Here is an 18,053-nt window from a genome sequence, read left to right on the forward strand (position 1 = left end):
CCTCAGTCCCCCAATCGATTGATGAGCGCCGCCAGATAGCCGGCGCCAAACCCGTTGTCGATGTTGACGACGCCCACGCCGCTCGCGCACGCGTTGAGCATCGACAACAGCGGCGTCACGCCGTGAAACTGCGTGCCGTAGCCGACCGACGTCGGCACCGCAATCACTGGTTTGTCCACCAATCCGGCGATCACGCTGACCAACGCGCCTTCCATCCCGGCCACCACCACCAGCACGCGGGCCTCGTACAGCCGGTCCAGATGCGACAGCAGCCGGTGCAGTCCGGCCACGCCGACGTCCACCAACCGCTCGACGCGGGCGCCCATCGCCTCGGCGGTCAGCGCCGCCTCCTCCGCCACCGGCAAATCGGATGTCCCCGCGCACACCACCAACACGTGTCCCTTCGGACTGTCCACGCCGCGCATCAGGCGCACCACCCGGGCGAGCGGATGGTACTCCACATCCGGCACCGTCGCCCGCACCCGTTCGTACACCCCGGCGGACGCCCGCGTGCCGAGCACCGGGCCGTCCCCGCGCTCACACAGGCGGACTAGGATGGCCGCCGCCTGCTCGTCCGTCTTGCCCTCGCAGTACACCACCTCGGGGAATCCCTTGCGAAGGGCGCGGTGGTGGTCAATCCTGGCGAAGCCCAGGTCTTCGGCGTCCATGCGCCGGAGGGCGGCCAGGGCCTCGTCCACCGAGGCCCGGCCATCTCGCACCGCCTCCAACCACGCGCGGTAGCCCCGGTCGTTCATCCAGCCGTCACCGCTTCATTCATGCTGCCCGAGCGGTACCCCTGCAGGTCCAACGTCACGTACTGGTAGCCGATCTCCTTCAGCTTCGCGACCACCAGGTCGGCCACTTCCACCACCTGCGCCAATTCCTGGGGCGGCACCTCAATCCGCGCAATCTGCCCGTGATGCCGCACCCGCACCTGGCGGAAGCCGAGCTGCAGCAGGAACAGTTCCGCCTGATCCACCATCGACAGCTTCTCGCGCGTGATGCGCTCGCCGTACTGGATGCGCGAGGACAGACACGCCAGCGACGGCTTATCCCACGTGCGCAGGCCGAGCTTCTGCGAGAGAAAGCGGATCTCCCGCTTGTACAGCATCACGTCCTGCAACGGGGCCAGCACGCCGCGCTCCTTGGCCGCCTGCAGGCCGGGGCGGAACTCGCCGAGATCATCCGCGATGGCGCCGAACACCACGTGATGGTATCCCCTTTCCCGGGCAATCGGGATCAGGTGCGAGAACAACTCGTTTTTGCAAAAGTAACACCGGTTGACCGGGTTGTCCGCATAGCCGGGGATGGCCAAGTCGCTCGTGTGGATCACCAGGTGCGGGCTCCCGATCTCTTTGGCCAGGGCAATCGCGGCCTCCCGTTCCCGCTCCGGGTACGTCTCCGAGTCCGCGGTCACCGCCAGCACATTCTCCGGCCCCAACGCCTCCAGCGCCGCCTTGAGCAGAAACGAACTGTCGACGCCACCTGAGAAGGCCACCACCACCCGGCCCAGTCCGCGCAGATTTTCCAGCAGCCGCTCGTACTTGTCCCACGCTTGCTGCATCGAAACTCCCTCCCAGGCCCGCGCAACGCCTGGGGCCTAACGGCCCTCCAGGCCGGCCAAGGCCGTGAATTCTCCCTTTAACGTCTCGTACAACCGGCCGAAGCGGGTCATCTCCGCCTGGTACACCCGGGTCCGTTCGGGATCGGGATGGATCCGTTCCCGTATCGCGGCGGTGTCGTCCACCCGTTCCAGCGCGTCCCACACCCCGGCGGCGAACAGCCCGAGCGCAGCGGCTCCCCAACACGAGCTCTCATAGTCGGCCGGGACCGCCACCGGGATCCCGAACACGTCCGCCATCGTCTGCCGCCACCACGCGGATTTCGTCACCCCGCCGCCGACGCGGACCTCGCGCAGCGGCCCCGCCAGTTCCGCCAGCGTGACGACCACATTGTTCAACTGCATCAGGACGCCCTCGAACGCCGCCCGCACCAGGTGCGCTCGGGTGTGCTGCAGCGACAGCCCGAAGTACACCCCGCGCGCCTCGGCGTTCCAATAGGGCGCCCGCTCTCCGGCGAGAAACGGGAGGAACAACAGTCCGTCACACCCGGGCGGCACTGACGCCGCGCATTCGGCCAGCGCGTCGTAGCCCGCCGCGTCGCCGCTGCCCGCGGTCCCCTCCGAGGAGGCCGGCGGCAACCCAATGTGATCCCGGACCCAACGCAGCACGATGCCGGCGCTGTTGGTCGATCCGCCGATCACCCACCGATTCTCGGTCAGCGCGTAACAGAACGTGCGACCCGCCGGGTCGGTGAGCGGCCGGTCGACCACCAACCGCGCCGCGCCGCTCGTACCCAGGGTGGCAGCGGCCACCCCGGGGTGGATGGCGGCAACCCCCAGATTGGCCAGCACCCCGTCGCTGGCCCCGACCGCCACCGCCACGTCGGGGGAAAGCCCCATGGCGCGGGCGCAATCCGGGTGCATCCCGGTCAGCACGCAGGTCGTCGGCACCAGCGCCGACAGTTGGTCCGGCCGGACCCCGGCCGCCGCCAGCGCCTCCGCGTCCCACGTCCGCCGCTCCAGGTCAAACAGCCCGGTCGCCGAGGCGATGCTGTGATCCACCACGTACTCGCCAAACCACCGGTGAAGCACGTACTCCTTCAGAGAGATGAAGCGGGCGGCCCGCCCGAACACCTCCGGGCGCGCCTCCCGCAGCCAACACAGTTTGACCAACGGCGACATCGGGTGAATCGGCGTCCCTGTGCGCCGGTACAACCCGTGCCCCCCATTCTGGCGGATGGCTTCCGCCTGGCGCTGTCCCCGGCTGTCCGCCCAGGTCAGCGCCCGCGCCAGCGGCCGGCCCTTGCCGTCCACCGGCAGCACGCTGTGCATCGCGGCGCTGAGCGCCAGCCAGCGGATGTCCCGCGCCCGGCCCGACGCCGCGGCCGCCTCCGCGACCGCCCGTTCCACCGCCCGCCGGATCTCCTCCGCGTCCTGCTCCGCGCTCGCGGGCGCCTCCGTGTACAAGGGGTAGCCGGCGGACGCCTTGGCCAGGGGCCGGCCCGCCGGATCATAGACGATGGCCTTGGTGTTGGTCGTGCCGATGTCGACCCCCATCACGAGCGCCCCGTCTTCCATACGCCGCCTCCTCTCGATGTCACTGCCGTCATTGTACCGCACCGCTCGGCGGCCGTCCCGTCCTCGGCCAACCCGCTTTTTCGATGAACCTCATCGGGGCGCCTCGGCGCATGTCCTGCGATCCCGTCAGCGCGCCGCCGGCGCCGTGCCCGCCATGAAGGCTTCCAGGTCCCGCCGGTACGGGAGCGATTCGTAGTCCCCGACACCCGTCACAGCAAGGGCCCCCATGGCGCACGCCCGGCGAACCGCCTCCGGAAGCGGCAGTCCGTCGAGCAACCCCGACATCAGGCCCGCCGCGAACGCGTCGCCGGCGCCAATCTCGTCCACCTGTTCCACCTTGAATCCCGGCACGTGTCCGCTGTCCCCGTCGGCCGTCCGGTAATAGGCGCCCTCCGGCCCGAGCTTCACCACGACCGCCTGCGTCCGCCCCTGCAGAAGCCCCTCTGCGATCCGTTCCGGATCGGTGGATCCGGTGAGGATCTGCCCCTCGTCGATGCCCGGCAGCACCAGGTGGGACGCCGCGGCCAACCGCTTCAGCACCGGCCGCGCCTCCTCTTCCCGCCACAGCTTGCGGCGCATGTTGGGATCGAACACCACCGTCACGCCGCGCGCGGCGGCCGATTCGACGGCCCGCTCCGCCGTCTCGCGGCAACTGGCCGATAGGGCCGGCGTGATGCCGCTGGCGAAGAGAAAGCGGGCCTGCGGGAACCGCGCGAGATCGACATCTTCCGGGCGCAACCGGCTCGCCGCCGACCCGCGCCGGTAGTAGTGCACCTGGGTGCGGCCGCCCCCGAGATATTCCTTAAAATAAAGGCCTGTCGGAGCTTCGGGATCGAAAATCACCGCGCTGACATCGACGCCCTCGCCGCGGACGGTCTTGTATATGAACCGACCGAATCCATCGTCCCCCAGGCGGCTCACCCAGGCGACCCGGTGTCCCAGCCGCGCCAATCCGATGGAGACGTTCGTCTCGGATCCCGCGATCCGCTTTTCAAACGCCGGAACCATCTCGATGGGCCCGGCGGCTGTTGGCGCGAAATTGACCATCGTCTCTCCGAACGTGATGACGTCCATGTCGCAACCCTCTCCCAGATTGTAAAGTGCGGACATTTCCTGCAACCCCTCTCATGATACCAGACCGCTCGCCGGGGGGAAGGGCTGCCCCGGTTTGGTCAAATCCGGCAGCATGACGGAATCGGCCCGGGGCATTCTGGTGGATGGACGCCCGGCGTACCGGGCGGATGAGCAGAGGGGTGAGCGGTGCTTGTCTGTGTACACGGAACTCGTGCTGCGCTCGATCTTCGGATTTCTCGCGATGATCCTGTTGGCCCGATGGGTGAGCCAGAAGTGGACGGTCGTGGCCGGCGTCGCGGTGGGGGCATTGGCCGCCCTGGTCTGCCTCAACCGGACGTTTCGCATTTCCCATGCGCTTGTCGTGTTCCTCACGTGGGGAGTGCTGATATTCGCCCTGCAGTGGGCGTCGCTGTACGTGCAGACCTTGCGCAACTTCGTCAACGGCACGCCGACGGTGCTGGTCCGCCACGGCCGTGTGCTGGAGAAAAACCTCCGCAAGGCGAAGATGACCGTCAACGACATGATGTCCCTGCTTCGCGAGCGCGAGGCCTTCAAGTTGGCGGATGTGGAGTTCGGCGTGCTGGAGCCGGACGGACAGATAAGCGTGATGAAGCGGTCCGACGTCCAGCCCCTGACGCCGAAAGACACCCATCTGCCCGTGGAGAACGAACGCGCGCCCTACGTGGTCATCTCCGACGGCAACCTGATCCCGCAGAACCTGGCCAACGCAGGATATGAGCGAGCGTGGCTGTGGAACGAGATCCGCCGCCAGGGGGCGAGGGACTGGAAGGACGTCTTCCTCGCTCAGGTGGACTCGCATGGCAATGTGTACGTGGACCTGTACGAGGACGAAAATCTGAATCCGCCTGTGCGAAACCCGACGAAGCCGCTGCTCCTGGCATCGCTCAAAAAGATCCAGGCCGATCTCGAGGGCTTCGCCATCGAGACCCGCAACCCGGGCGCGAAGGCGATGTACCAGGACACGGCTCGACAACTGCAACAACTGATTGAACAGGTGGAGCCGGAGCTCACCCGTTGACGGATCGCGCCGCCCGGCGCTCCCAGCGCCGGCTCGCGAGCGTTACGGCCGCAGACACCCACCCCACCACCAGCGGTGCGGCGGCCGCCGCCCAGAAGGTGCCGGACAGCCCCTCCCAGGTGCCGGCAGGCAACGCCTCCAGCACCGGCATCAGCGGGTGCACCCATACGGAGAGCGCGCCGGCCGCCCATTCCTGCCACCCCTGCGCGTCGGGCAGGAAGCACGCCAACGCCGCGGCGATACCCGGAAGCTGGCGCAGCAGACAGACCGTCACGAGGGCGGGGACGGATGCATCCGAACGGCCGTCCCGGACCCAGGTGACGACGGCGACCGCCAGCCATCCCGTCAGCACCGGCCATCCCCACGCCGGCCAGGCGACGCCGAGCAAGGACAGGCCGACGGCCCACACGTAGCCGTCGGTGTGCAACAGCCGGCGCCTCATGTCACGAAGGCACCCGCCACGTGCCCACGTTCGTCCATGCCGGGCTCGCGACCAGGTCGTCGGGGAGGACCCACGGGGATGCCGGACACAACTGGACGCCGCGGTCGTGAAACAAGCGCCACACCAGTTTGCTGCAATACTCGCTGCGCCTGTCGGTCAGGGCGCCGAACGGATCGTACGGACGGCCCGCTTCGGCGAGCGCGGCCTGCGCCAATTGCCGGCGCCACTCCGGGCTCTGACGGGCGCGAAACGCCGCCACCGCGTGGTATGGCCGATAGGACGCAAGCGGCCGCAGCACCGTCCCGTGGACGAAATCGAACGCATCGACGCACTGTCCGCCGCCCGCGTAGATCACGACATGCGTCCAATATCCGTACGCCCCGCCCGGGTTGTGGCAGAACAGGACGTCGCCCGGCTCGAGCGCCGCCTCCGAGATGCCGTTGTCCCCGCCGGAGAGGACGCCGGTGAACCGGCCGTGTGCCATCTCCCGGGACATGTGGTGCAACAGCGAAAGCGTGTGCGCGTGGGCGGTCCACCCGTCCGGGCAGACGGCCAACGCCGTGAAGCACACCGCGCCGGCCAAGAGGCCGGCGGCATCCACCCACCACTTCGACGCTGCCCACCCTTTCCGCGCCAAGTCGCCGGAGACCCCGGCGCCGCTCTCCAGTATGTACCTCCCTGCCCGGGGTCATGCACAACACGAAGGGCCGGGAGGCCGTGCGGCCCCTGCCGGCCCTGCGCCCGGCCCCTGGTCAGCCGAGGCGTTCCTCAAACGCCTTCTCATAAGCGGAGAGAGACATGCCATAAACCGCCTGAAAACTGGCGTCGGCCCCCTTCGACGGCACACCGTCGAGGAAGGCGCGAAACTTCGCTTCCCCGTATTGGTCCACCAACTGCTGCACCGCCAGGTAGTCCTGCCACTCGACGTTGTAGTCGGCACCGAGGATGTCCTGTTCATTCGCCGACAGCGGCAGGAGCATCTGCTGCGCCGCCGCGTCCTGCAACTGCGCGTTATAGGCTTGAGCCAGCGCCTGCGCTTCCCGCGGGTTGACCGCCGCCTCCGCTGCCAATCCCTCGCGCCACGCGGCGCCTTCATCCAGCCACGTCGGCAACCGGTCGCCGATCCCGCGCTCGTTGTACACGACGTGGGTCAGTTCATGCGTCAGCACGTTGGTGAGTTCGGCGCTGTCCTGCAGGTTGTACAACGGGATCCACACCGACGTGCCGATGGTGATGCCCCCCGTCTGTTGTACCACGGCGGCGGCTTCGTCGGATGACAGCCCGGCCTGCAGCAACGCCTTGCCGTACGCGGCGCGGGTGGAGAACAGCACCACCTGCGCGCCGGAAGGCGCTTGGCCCACGTCCTTCGTCAACAGCGGGATGGACACCTGCTCAATGGTGTTCGCCGCCTCGCGGACCGCACGGGCGGACACGCCGCGATCCCCGTTGCTGACGGTGACTCCCGAACCGGCCTGGACGGTGTACTGCCCGCCGAGACGAGGAAGGTGATGGATATGCGCACGCCACGGCTGCGCCGCATCCAGCGGCACCACCGGTATGGCGCCCGGCGTGGTGCCCGGTCCGCTCTCCGCGCCACCCGTCCGCGGCGGGAGTGCAACCGTCCCCCCGTCCCCCGGTGCCTGCGGCGGGGCGATGCCGAGCATGGCCATGAGCTGCTCCCATCCGAAGGACAGACCCTGCAGGATTTGCTGCTCCCAAGCCGCCACCTGTTGCGCGTACTGTTGAATCGCCCCGGCCATGGACGGTCCGGCACCGCCGGAGAACAACGACGACGCCAAGGCTCCCGCCAGGATCCACGTCTTCACGACTTTCCTCTCCTTTCGGCCCGGCGGCGGACACGCCCATCGGCCTCCGCCGCGTGCCGCACGGTGCTGACCCTCCTTGTGTCCGCGTCCCTCTGCTGCTTCTCAATTTTAGTATACGAATCCAGCTTGAAATTTGCTTGAAGGACGTGCCATGTCACACGGGGCGGGCTTGTGCCGTCCTCTCTGTGGGATCCCTGCGGACGAGGAGGCACGCCCATGCACAACCCTGGCTTTTTCCTGCTTTTCCTGCGTCAATCCCGCCTGCGCGCCATCCTTCTGCCGCCAGCCCTGACCCTGTTCCTGGCGGCCTGCGGTGCGCCCGGCGACGCGGACGTGCAGCCCCGGACAAGCGGAACCGGCGACGCGTCCGCAGCACCCGCGGCCTCATCCGGCGGCGGTGCGGCGACCGCGGTGGTCGAAGCCAACGCATTCGCCGCCGTGCCGGTGGCAAATGCCGCCCTTGCGCCGGCCGCGAGCGGCGGCGCATCCAATCCTGCCGCCTTTGACACCTACCTGCCCCTCCCCGACGGCCAGGTGGCGACCCCCGATCATCCGGTGCAGTGGCAGGGGCTGCAGGTCTCCCTGCAGGTCGAGGGGCTGCCGTCCGAGGTTTCCGGCGAGCAGGAGATTGTCGGCAACCACGCCGAGATCCGCCATCGTTCCCAGGTGACCACCGCCGCGGGCGCCGGGGTGCTGCTGGAGGTGGACCGCACACCCCCCGCGGCGGAGAAGACATCCAACACCAGGAAAGAGTGGTGGGTCGTGGTCTACCGGCCAACATGGGCCTACGCTCTCGTCGTGACGGGCTCGGGCAATCCCGATGCCATCCGGTCCCAGGTCATCGGCCTGGCAAAGCGCTGGCACGTCCCGGGGTGACACGGGCGGCACACCCGGGCCGCCGCGCCTGAACCAGTGTGTTAGGGAGCCTGAACCTCCTGCGCACGGCCGGCCCAGTCCTCCCTTCGCCCCCGTCTCCCGGCCGCGTCTACCCTTCCGCCCGCCGGGCCGCCGCGAAAGCGGCTTCGAGGTCGGTCAGGATATCCTCCACGTGCTCCAGGCCGACGGACAGCCGCACCAGACGGTCGTTGACGCCGACGGCGTCGCGGATCTCCCGCGGGATCTCGTGGTGCGTCTGCGTCGCCGGATAGGTGATGAGCGACTCCACCCCGCCGAGGCTCTCCGCGAAGGTGATGAGGCGAACCCCGCCCAGCACCGGACCCACCCACTCCGGCCGCGCCAGCTCGAACGAGACCATTCCGCCATAACCCGAGGCCTGCCGCTCGTGCACCGCCCGCCGCGGGTGGTGTTCGAGGCCCGGATAGTACACGCGGCTGACCATGGGCTGCCGGGTCAGCCACTCGGCCACGCGGCGGGCGTTGTGCTCATGGCGCTCCATGCGCACCGCCAGGGTCTTCATGCCGCGCACCAGCAACCAACTGTCCTGCGGCCCGAGCACGGCGCCGAGCGAGTTCTGGTAGTAATGGATGCGCTCCGCCAGCTCGTCGTCCTTCACCACCACCAGCCCCGCCAGGACGTCGTTGTGCCCTCCCAAATATTTCGTCGCCGAGTGCACGACAATGTCCGCCCCGAGCTCCAGCGGGCGCTGGCCGTACGGCGTCATGAAGGTGTTGTCGACGATGGTCCACGCGCCGTGGCGCCGGGCGATCTCGGCGCACGCCGCGATGTCGCTGATCTGCATCGTCGGATTGGTCGGGGTCTCCACAAACAGCGCCTTGGTTTCGGGGCGGAGGGCGCCCTTGACTGCGTCCAGATCTCCGGTGTCGACGAATGTCGCCGTCACGCCCAGCCGAGGCAGGATCTGATGGAACAGCCGGAACGTGCCTCCGTACAGGTCGTGGGAGATCACCACGTGCTGCCCCGGCTCGAGCAACTGGGCCACGCAGGCGATGGCCGCCATCCCGGACGCGAACGCGAAGCCGCGCCTGCCGCCCTCGAGGACGGCGATGGTCTCCTCCAACACCTGCCGCGTGGGATTCGCGAGCCGCGCGTAATCAAACCCGGTGCTCTCCCCCAGCGCCGGGTGGGCGAACGTCGTCGCGTGGTGGATGGGCATCACCACCGCGCCGGTCCTCGGGTCCTGCCGGTTGCCCGCCTGTACCAACCTCGTCTCCAGCCTCATCGCCGATCCCCCTTCTGGGAGTGGGGCGCGCCGCTCCGCTTCTGCTTTGCAAGCCGCTTCGCGCCGCACCCCACTCCCTTCGTTGTTGCGTCACGCGCACTCAAAAAGGCCCTTCTCCGAGAGAAGGGCCGCCATGTGCGTCCATTCTCTCATCTCTCAGGGGCATGCCCCTGCAGGATTTGGCACCTGGAGGCGCCACCGCGCCTCTGGTTGCCGGGCTTCATCGGGCCAGTCCCTCCGCCACTCTCGATAAGAGAATCCAAATCTTCGGTTGTCATTCCGTTCACCCGGTCCGCCCAGGCTTCGGATGGTTCCAATCTACACGCTCGAGGGCCCCCCGTCAACGGATTTCCCGTCCTGCGTTCCGCGACGGACGCCGCCCGGTGCTCGTGAGGTCATCCGGCGGGCCGTCTCCGCTCACACGCGCCGTACGCGCGACCGCCGCTCACACCGGGGCCGCGCCCGTCAGCGCCGCCTCATACAGGCGCGCCACGTCCTGTTCCGTCACCTCGCGCGGATTGATGGGAATGTTGCCGCTGCGGAAGGTGTCCCGGATCATGTCCGGGAACATTTCCCGCGTCACCCCGAGGCCATCGAAGCGGTCCGGGATGCCGAGATCCCGGTTCATCCGCATCACCTCGCGCACGCCCGCCTCGGCCGTGCGGATGGCGCTGCCCTGATCCGGCACGCCGAGCGCCTGAGCCACCGCCGCGTACGCCTGCGGGTTCCCGACCATGTTGTACGCCATGACGTAGGGCAGCAGGACGGCATTGGCGAGGCCGTGCGGCACCCCGGCGAATCCGCTGACCGGGTGCGACATGGCGTGCACGAGCCCGAGCCTGGACAGCGTGAAGGCGATTCCCGCCAGGGTGCTCGCGTACAGCATCCTGGCGATGGCGTCCGGATGGCGGTTGACCGTCGCGGGACGGATGGAATCCGCGATCATCCGCATCGCCTGCAGCGCGCACGCCTCGGCGTACCAGTGCTGTACGCGGTTGGTGTACGACTCCATGGCGTGCGTCAGGGCGTCCATACCCGTGGATGCCACCAGGTGCGGCGGCAGGGTGCGCAGCAGGTCCGGATCGAGCACCGCCAATTTCGGGATGAGGTACGGCGAGAGGATGGGCGTCTTGTAGTGGTGGGCGTCGGTGATCACCGTGACATTCGTCACCTCCGACCCGGTCCCGCACGTCGTCGGAATGACGGCGAGCGGAGGGAGAGGGTTCGGGACCTTGTTCACCCCCTCGTACGCGAGCAGCGGCCCGGGATTGGTCGCCAGGAGCCCCGCGGCCTTCGCGGTGTCGATGGAGCTGCCCCCGCCGACAGCGAGGATGCCGTCACACCCCTCGTTCCGATACACACCGGCCGCCCGGCTGGCGCACGCCTCGTCCGGATCGGGTACGACGTCCCCGAACACCACCGCCGACAGCCCGGCTTCCCGCAGGGAACCCAGGATCCCGTCGAGGAGGCCCGCTGCCCGCACGCCCGGGTCGGTGACCACGAGCACCCGGTTGCAGCCCAGCCCGCGCAGGTCTTCTCCCACCGTGGCGCTGCGCCCTGGAGCAAACTCGATGCGAACCGGCAAGTAGACCGTCGACACGCGTCATCATCCTTTCTCTGCCCGTGAATGCGAAACACGCAACGCCGCCCGGCCGGCCCCTCAGCGGCCGCCGAGCACCTCTTCCAACGCCTCGTCGAGCGTCTGCGCGATGAACGCCAGCTCCGGCTCCTGTACGATGAGCGGCGGCGCCAGCGTGATCACGTTGTTGAACCCGGCCACGGTGTCGCCGTTGCGTCCCACAATCAATCCGCGCGCTTTGCACGCGGCAATGACCCGCTTCACCGGATCCGCCGCCAACGGCGCCTTGGTGTCCCGGTCCTGCACCAGCTCGACGCCCGCCAGCAATCCCCGGACGCGGACGTCGCCGACGTTCGGATGGCGGTACAGCCGATCCAGCTCCCCCGCGAGGACGTCGCCCATGCGGGCGGCGCGCGGGACCAGCTCGAGCTCCTCCATCAACGCCAGGTTTTCGAGGGCGACCGCGCAACTCACGGGGTGGCCGCCGAAGGTGTTGACCTGGCGGAAGTAGCCGTACGGATCCGCCGGATCCTTGAAAGCGTCGTACAGGTCCTGGCGGACGGCGGTCGCGGACAGCGGCACGTAGGCGCTGGTGATGCCCTTGGCCATCGTGACGATGTCCGGCTGGACGGCGTTGTGCTGGAACGCGAAATTCTTGCCCGTGCGGCCGAATCCGCAGATGACCTCGTCGACAATCAGCAGCACGCCATACCGCCGGCACACCGCGGCCACTTCATCCAGGTAGTTCGGTGGCGGCACGATGACCCCGCCGCCTGTGATGATGGGCTCCAGGATGAACGCGGCGACCGTCTCCGGCCCCTCCCAGACTATCACCTGCTCCAACTGCTCGGCGCAGGACCTGCCGTAGGCGAGCGGATCCATCCCGTCGGGACGGCGGTACAGGTCCGGCGCCGGGATGTGCAGGAACCCGGGCGCCAGGGGTTCGTACAGGTACTTGCGCTGCTGCTGCCCCGTGGCCGCAAGGGCGCCCAGCGTGCTGCCGTGGTACGCCCGGTAACGGGAGATGACCTTGTAGCGGCCCGGCTGCCCCGTCTGGGCGTGGTACTGGCGGGCCAGCTTGAACGCGGTCTCGTTCGCTTCCGAACCGCTGTTGTTGAAAAAGATGCGGTAGTCGCCGCCGAGCCACTGGCACAGCCGGTCCGCCAACAGGGCCGCTGGCGTGTGGGCAGCCGACAGCGGGTAGTAGGGCATCCGGCGCATCTGCTCGTACGCCGCCCGGGCCAACCGCTCGTGACCGTACCCGGCGTTGACGCACCACAGGCCGGACATGGCGTCCAGATACCGCCTGCCCTCGAGATCCGTCACGTACACCCCGTCCGCCGCATCCACCACCCAAGGATTCTGTTCGCTGTGGGGCGCAAACGCATGCCACACATGGCGCTTGTCGCGCTCGTAGATGTCCTGCTTGGCGAGACGCCCTCCAACCTCCGCCATACCGCCTTCCCCCTCGCGCCGCCGCTTTCACGGGACTGGTCAAAGCTCTCAGAACCATTCTACTATGCCGCGCGGGCGATGGCCTATAATGGATTCTGAACAAACTTTGCGCCATCGGAGGGATGCACGGTGAAGATCACCTACCACGGCCATTCCTGCGTCCAGTTGGAGGACGGAAGCACGTCCATCCTCTTTGATCCGTTCCTCACGCCGGCCGGCTTCCGCCAGAGCGTCGACGATATCCGCGCCCAGTACATCCTGCTCACCCACGGCCATTTCGATCACGTCGCCGACGCGGTGGCCATCGCCAAAAACAACGACGCCACCATCATCGCCACCCACGAATTGGCCACCTACATGGGCTGGCAGGGCGCGAAAGCGTTCGGCATGAACCTCGGCGGCTCGTACGCGTTCCCGTTCGGCCGCGTCAAGATGACACAGGCGTTCCACTCCTCGTCGTACATTGTCGAAGACGAGCAGAAGATCATCTACGCCGGGATGCCGGGCGGATTCATCGTCGAGTTCGCCGGAAAAACCGTCTACCACGCCGGCGACACGGGCCTGTTCGGAGACATGAAGCTCATCGGCGAGCGGCACGCCATCGATGTGGCGTTTTTGCCCATCGGCGACACGTTTACCATGGGGCCCGAGGACGCCGCCCTGGCCGCCCAGTGGGTGAAGGCGAAGGTGGTCATCCCCATCCACTACAACACCTTCCCGGTCATCCAGCAGGACCCGGCCCGGTTCACGGATCTCCTGCAGGCCGCGGGCATCGAGGGGCGTGTCCTCAAACCCGGAGAGACGACCGAGTTGTGATTCCATCGCGCCATCGCGCAGGTGCCCCGGCGGCCGCCCGGCGCCGGGGCCGTTTCATCTTTCCGCCGCCTTTCCCCGGCATGCCCCTTGACAGCCCCGCCTCCACTGTTATGATTGTTACATATCAAATATAACAAACAGGAGGTGGTCTGGGCCATGCTGCTCTACCTCCAACCGGACAGCGACGTTCCCCTGTACCAGCAGATCCGGGATCAAATCGTCGCGGGTCTGGCGACCGGACAGCTCTCCCCCGGGGATCCGCTGCCCCCCATCCGCCAGCTCGCAGCCGACTTCGGCGTTCACTTTCACACCGTCAACAAAGCGTACGACCTGTTGCGCCAGGAGGGGTTGATCCGCCTCCACCGCCGCACCGGGGCGGTCGTGGTGTGCGAGCCGGCGCCGCCCGAGTTCCGCGGCCAGTGGCGGGAACGGGCGCGCGTCCTGCTGGCCGAAGCGTTCGTCAAGGGCATTCCGCCAGAGGAGATCCTGGCCGAGTGCACCGCGCTCCTAAATTCGTTCCAGCCCGCAAACGCCCATTCCGACCTGTCCGGAGGTGCGTCGACGTGATCTTGTCCGTCCATCTTGTCGAGCTGTTGGTCATCGTGCTGTTCGTGGCCGTCGAGGCGCTCTTGCCCGCCGTCCTGCCCGAGACGCTGCCCTTCGGGGTGCGGGTTCCGCTCACCCACGCCAAGCATCCCGCCGTGACCCGGGCCGCGCGGCGCTACTTCCGCCGTCTCGCGCTATTGGCCGTCATCTTGGTGGCGATGGATCTCGCCACCTGGCGCCTCCCCGGGACATGGGCGTTCGCCGCGGAACAGGCGGTGGTGCTCCTCGCCGGCGTCGCGTGTTATTTGAACTACTACACCGCGCACCGCCAGATCCGGCAGGTGAAGGAGGCGGAGGATTGGTTCGCCGGCGCCACTCAGGTCGTCGCCGCCGACACCCGGCCGAGGCGCCTGCCGTCCCTGTGGTGGAGCGCCCCCTCCGGGATCGTGTTCCTGGCCGTCCTGGTGGCCGGCATCTGGCGCTATCCGGCCCTGCCGAACCGCTTCCCCGTCCACTTCGCGGCCGACGGGACACCGACGCAGTGGGCCGACAAAAGCATCTCATCCGCCTTTGGGATCCTGATGCCGGGCCTCCTGGTGCTCGCCCTGTGCCTGCTCGTCCACGTCGCCAGCCGAGCCACCCGTATGGATGTCGATCCGGAGGCCCCCCGCTCGTCCCTGCACCTGCAGACCCTCCAACGGCGACGCTGGGTCCTCGCCACCTGGTGGTCATGCGCCTTCGTGCAGGTGGGCCTCGGTCTCGCCGCCCTCTTGCTGTGGGGCCTGCTGGGACCTGCGACCGGATGGCCGATGTGGGTCATCCCGCTGACCATCGTGACGGGCGTCGTCGCGCCGTGGGTGGTCGTCCTCGCGACGACAGCGCGCCGATCCACCGGCTCGCATGCCGCTTCGGCGGTCCCGAACGTTCCATCGTCCGGTGCCGGTGCCCCCGGTTCGCCGCGGGTCGTGCATCGGGACGACGACCGTTACTGGAAAGGGGGCGCCCTGTACTTCAACCGGGATGATCCAGCGTGGATGGTGCCCAAGCGCTTCGGCGTCGGCTGGACACTGAACTTCGCCCACCCCGGGGCCTGGCTCCTGTTGCTGGCCATCCTCCTCATCGCGAGCCTGCCCGCCCTCTGGGCGTATCTGTCCGCGCGCTGACCGGGAGCTGCATCTCCGCCTGCCGCTTACCGCCGGCCGCCCGCCGGCACCTTGCGCCGGCACCTGGGACCGGGAGACGACAAACGGGGCCGCAGAGGCCCCGTTGGTCAGTTGGTCGTATCTACCGCACTGGGATCACAGGTCGAGGTACAGATGGAATTCGTACGGATGCGGGCGCACGTTCACCGGCGCGATCTCAGACGAGCGCTTCAGGTCAATCCACGCGCGGATGAAGTCGGGCGTGAACACCCCGCCCTCCAGCAGGAACTCGTGATCCGCCTCGAGCGCCTGCAGGCTCTCCTCGAAGGAGCCCGGCACGCTCTGGATGAGCGCCTTCTCCGCGGCGTCCAGCTCGTAGATGTTCTTGTCGACGGGGCCGAAGCCGTGCTCGCGCGGGTCAATCCGGTTGCGGATGCCGTCGATGCCCGCCATCAGCATGGCGGCGAAGGCGAGATACGGGTTGGACGTCCCGTCCGGCGTGCGAAACTCTATGCGGCAGCTCTTCGGCGTCACCGCCGCCACCGGCACGCGGATGGCCGCGCTGCGGTTGCCCTTGGAGAACACCAGGTTCACCGGGGCTTCGTAGCCCGGCACCAGCCGTTTGTACGAATTGGTGCTCGGGTTGGAGAACGCCAGCACCGCCGGGGCGTGCTTCAGGATGCCGCCGATGTAGTACAGCGCGGTCTCGCTCAGGTTCCCGTAGCCGCCCTCCTCGTAGAAAATGGGGGTGTCGCCCTTGAACAGGCTCTGGTGCACGTGCATGCCGGAGCCGTTGTCCCCGAAGATGGGCTTCGGCATGAACGTCGCCACTTTGCCGTACCGCCGCGCCACGTTCCGCACGATGTACTTGTACAGCATCGTGTGGTCCGCCGTCTTGGTCAGCGTGTCGAAGCGGAAATTGATCTCCGCCTGCCCGGCCGTCGCGACCTCGTGGTGGTGCCGCTCCACGCGGATGCCCGCCGCCATCAGCTCTTTGACCATCGCCGTGCGGATGTCCTGCTGCGTGTCGGTCGGAGGCAGGGGGAAGTAGCCGCTCTTGTTCTTCACCTTGTACGCGAGGTTCGGTCCGTCGCCCTTGCCCGTGTTCCACACGGCCTCCTCCGAGTCCACCGCGTAGAACGCCCCGTTGGCGCTGGAGTCAAACCGGACGTCGTCGAAGAGGAAAAACTCCAGCTCAGGGCCGAAAAAAGCCTTGTCGGCGATGCCCGTCGCCGCCAGGTACTGCTCCGCCTTCTCCGCGATGTAGCGGGGATCGCGCTCGTAGCGGGTGCCGTTCGGCTCGTAGACGGTACAATTGAGGCCGAGCGTCGGCGCCTCCATGAACGGATCGACATACGCGCTGGTGAGCACCGGGCGCATGACCATGTCGCTCTCCTCGATGCCGCGGAATCCCTGGATGCTCGATCCGTCAAACGCGATGCCGCGAACGAGCTGGTCCACGTCGACCTCGCACGCGGGGACGGTGATGTGGTGCTGCCGCCCGGGCACATCCACGATGCGGAAGTCCACCATCTCAATGCCTTTTTCCTGAATCAGCTCGAGGATTTTCTGTGCCGCTTCCAGCGCCTCATGGGCCGCGGTCAACGCGGAGTTCGGTGCCATTTCTCTCCACCTCGTTTGCAGGGTGTCGGCCGGGCCGGCGGTGCGAGTCGGCCGCGCGCCTTCGGATAGACTTACTATCTTGACTATATGGAGGTGGATGGCAGCCGGTCAACGGATTCTGTCAGGATTCCTTACATGACATGAAAATTTTCTTATGGCCTGTCCGCGCAAATCCCCGTTCCGCCCATGTTCAGCCCGCATTCCGCCCGTCTTCCCAGCCCTCACGGTCCGCCGGCCGTGCCGAACCCCTCGGGATGGCTCTTGTGCCACCGCCACGCGGTGCTGACCATGTCCTCCATGCCGGTGTACCGCGGCCGCCAGCCCAGAACCGCCTGGGCCCGGGCCGGAGAGGCCACCAGGACCGCCGGATCGCCCGCCCGGCGCGGCCCGAACGCCACCGGGATGGGATGGCCCGTCACCGACCGCGCCACCCGAACCACCTCCAGCACCGAGTGCCCGGACCCGGTGCCGAGGTTGTACACTTCCACGCCCGCGTCGACGCGGCGCAGCCGTTCCAGGGCCAACCGGTGCGCGCTGGCCAGGTCCATCACATGGATGTAATCCCGCACACAGGTACCGTCCGGCGTGTCGTAATCGCTGCCGAAAATGGTCACCGCCTCCCGCTGTCCCAACGCCACCTGCATCAGGATGGGGATGAGATGCGTCTCCGGCCGGTGGTCCTCGCCGATGGGCAGCTCGGGATGGGCACCGGCCGCGTTGAAGTAGCGCAGCGAAATAGCGGAGATGCCGTACGCATCCCCGCCCCAGCGGAGCATCCGCTCAATCGCGAGCTTGGTTTCGCCGTATGGATTGACGGGCTGCTTGGGGTCGTCCTCCTGGATGGGCACCCGGCCGGGATGCCCGTAGACCGCCGCGGTCGAGGAGAAGACCATGCGCCTGACTCCCTGCCGGACCATGGCCCGAAGCAGTTGGGCGGTGGCCGCCACGTTGCGCTCGTAGTACAGCAGCGGGTCGCGGACGCTCTCGCCCACCAGGGACTTGGCGGCGAAATGGACGACGGCGTCCACCCCGTGCCGGGCCATCACCGTCCCGACCGCCTCCCCGTCTTGGATGTCCAGCGAATAAAACGGAACGTCGAAGAGGCCCGCCGGCCAGTGCCCGGTGGACAGGTCGTCCACCACCACCACCGGCTCGCCGTGGGCCACCAGTTCCGCTACCGTGTGCATCCCGATGTATCCGGCTCCGCCCGTCACCAACACCGTCATGCAGTC

The 18,053-nt window shown here is 67.9% G+C and carries 17 protein-coding genes and 1 riboswitch; of the genes, 5 read left to right on the forward strand and 12 right to left on the reverse strand.

The features are described 5' to 3' along the window. Window positions 1-2: 2 nt before the first annotated feature. The 4 genes from larB to BM357_RS03810 all read right to left on the reverse strand — a co-directional run bounded on the left by larB (window position 3) and on the right by BM357_RS03810 (window position 4,213). Window positions 3-755: a nickel pincer cofactor biosynthesis protein LarB gene (gene larB, locus BM357_RS03795; protein ID WP_074949829.1), complete on the reverse strand. Its 753-nt coding sequence runs from the start codon at window positions 753-755 to the stop codon at window positions 3-5. Beyond that, the gene (gene larE, locus BM357_RS03800) at window positions 752-1,564 is read right to left on the reverse strand and encodes an ATP-dependent sacrificial sulfur transferase LarE (protein WP_074949831.1); all 813 of its coding nucleotides are present in this window, start codon (window positions 1,562-1,564) and stop codon (window positions 752-754) included. The genes larB and larE overlap by 4 nt, the downstream gene beginning before the upstream one ends. A gap of 36 nt (window positions 1,565-1,600) precedes the next feature. Next, window positions 1,601-3,139, reverse strand: a complete 1,539-nt coding sequence (locus tag BM357_RS03805) for a gluconokinase (protein ID WP_074949833.1) — start codon at window positions 3,137-3,139, stop codon at window positions 1,601-1,603. A gap of 126 nt (window positions 3,140-3,265) precedes the next feature. Then, on the reverse strand, window positions 3,266-4,213 hold the full coding sequence (locus tag BM357_RS03810) for a sugar kinase (RefSeq protein ID WP_074949835.1): 948 nt from the start codon (window positions 4,211-4,213) through the stop codon (window positions 3,266-3,268). Between the two features lie 94 nt (window positions 4,214-4,307). Between BM357_RS03810 and BM357_RS03815 the strand changes: the two genes are divergently transcribed. After that, on the forward strand, window positions 4,308-5,252 hold the full coding sequence (locus BM357_RS03815; protein ID WP_083430153.1) for a DUF421 domain-containing protein: 945 nt from the start codon (window positions 4,308-4,310) through the stop codon (window positions 5,250-5,252). On the opposite strand, the gene BM357_RS03820 is transcribed toward BM357_RS03815, so the two are convergent. The 3 genes from BM357_RS03820 to BM357_RS03830 all read right to left on the reverse strand — a co-directional run bounded on the left by BM357_RS03820 (window position 5,242) and on the right by BM357_RS03830 (window position 7,520). After that, entirely contained in the window at window positions 5,242-5,694 is a 453-nt protein-coding gene (locus BM357_RS03820; protein ID WP_074949837.1) for a hypothetical protein, read from the reverse strand. The genes BM357_RS03815 and BM357_RS03820 overlap by 11 nt on opposite strands. A 1-nt stretch (window position 5,695) precedes the next feature. Then, the gene (locus tag BM357_RS03825) at window positions 5,696-6,331 is read right to left on the reverse strand and encodes a YiiX/YebB-like N1pC/P60 family cysteine hydrolase (RefSeq protein ID WP_074949839.1); all 636 of its coding nucleotides are present in this window, start codon (window positions 6,329-6,331) and stop codon (window positions 5,696-5,698) included. Between the two features lie 115 nt (window positions 6,332-6,446). Beyond that, window positions 6,447-7,520 (reverse strand): peptidase MA family metallohydrolase, encoded by a 1,074-nt coding sequence (locus BM357_RS03830; protein ID WP_074949841.1) that lies wholly within the window; start codon window positions 7,518-7,520, stop codon window positions 6,447-6,449. A 216-nt stretch (window positions 7,521-7,736) separates the two neighbouring features. On the opposite strand from BM357_RS03830, the gene BM357_RS03835 reads away from it, so the two are divergent. Next, window positions 7,737-8,396: a hypothetical protein gene (locus BM357_RS03835; RefSeq protein WP_074949843.1), complete on the forward strand. Its 660-nt coding sequence runs from the start codon at window positions 7,737-7,739 to the stop codon at window positions 8,394-8,396. A gap of 109 nt (window positions 8,397-8,505) precedes the next feature. Here BM357_RS03835 and BM357_RS03840 read toward each other — a convergent pair whose 3' ends face one another. The 3 genes from BM357_RS03840 to BM357_RS03850 all read right to left on the reverse strand — a co-directional run bounded on the left by BM357_RS03840 (window position 8,506) and on the right by BM357_RS03850 (window position 12,694). Continuing rightward, a complete protein-coding gene (locus tag BM357_RS03840) occupies window positions 8,506-9,660 on the reverse strand; it encodes a trans-sulfuration enzyme family protein (protein WP_074949845.1) in 1,155 nt (384 codons plus the stop codon). A 146-nt stretch (window positions 9,661-9,806) separates the two neighbouring features. After that, window positions 9,807-9,916, reverse strand: a riboswitch (SAM riboswitch). A gap of 189 nt (window positions 9,917-10,105) precedes the next feature. Further along, window positions 10,106-11,260, reverse strand: a complete 1,155-nt coding sequence (locus tag BM357_RS03845; protein WP_074949847.1) for an iron-containing alcohol dehydrogenase — start codon at window positions 11,258-11,260, stop codon at window positions 10,106-10,108. A 60-nt stretch (window positions 11,261-11,320) separates the two neighbouring features. Continuing rightward, window positions 11,321-12,694, reverse strand: coding sequence for an aminotransferase (locus BM357_RS03850; protein ID WP_074949849.1), 1,374 nt, complete (start codon window positions 12,692-12,694; stop codon window positions 11,321-11,323). A 129-nt stretch (window positions 12,695-12,823) separates the two neighbouring features. Between BM357_RS03850 and BM357_RS03855 the strand changes: the two genes are divergently transcribed. From BM357_RS03855 to BM357_RS03865, 3 genes are all read left to right on the forward strand, one after another. Continuing rightward, complete coding sequence (locus tag BM357_RS03855) at window positions 12,824-13,510, forward strand: metal-dependent hydrolase (protein WP_074949850.1); 687 nt, start codon at window positions 12,824-12,826, stop codon at window positions 13,508-13,510. Between the two features lie 156 nt (window positions 13,511-13,666). Then, a complete protein-coding gene (locus tag BM357_RS03860; RefSeq protein WP_074949852.1) occupies window positions 13,667-14,077 on the forward strand; it encodes a GntR family transcriptional regulator in 411 nt (136 codons plus the stop codon). Continuing rightward, complete coding sequence (locus BM357_RS03865; protein ID WP_074949855.1) at window positions 14,074-15,219, forward strand: DUF1648 domain-containing protein; 1,146 nt, start codon at window positions 14,074-14,076, stop codon at window positions 15,217-15,219. The genes BM357_RS03860 and BM357_RS03865 overlap by 4 nt, the downstream gene beginning before the upstream one ends. 135 nt (window positions 15,220-15,354) lie before the next feature. Here the strand turns inward: BM357_RS03865 and glnA are convergent, their stop codons facing one another. After that, window positions 15,355-16,821, reverse strand: coding sequence for a type I glutamate--ammonia ligase (gene glnA / locus BM357_RS03870; protein WP_074949857.1), 1,467 nt, complete (start codon window positions 16,819-16,821; stop codon window positions 15,355-15,357). Window positions 16,822-17,042: 221 nt separating this feature from the next. Further along, window positions 17,043-18,047 carry a UDP-glucose 4-epimerase GalE gene (gene galE, locus BM357_RS03875; protein WP_074949859.1) on the reverse strand — a complete coding sequence of 335 codons (1,005 nt, stop codon included), beginning with the start codon at window positions 18,045-18,047 and terminating at the stop codon, window positions 17,043-17,045. Window positions 18,048-18,053 lie beyond the last annotated feature (6 nt).

Origin of the sequence: Paenalicyclobacillus macrosporangiidus (assembly GCF_900116805.1) — a bacterium.
In the GTDB taxonomy this organism is placed as follows: domain Bacteria; phylum Bacillota; class Bacilli; order Alicyclobacillales; family Alicyclobacillaceae; genus Alicyclobacillus_H; species Alicyclobacillus_H macrosporangiidus.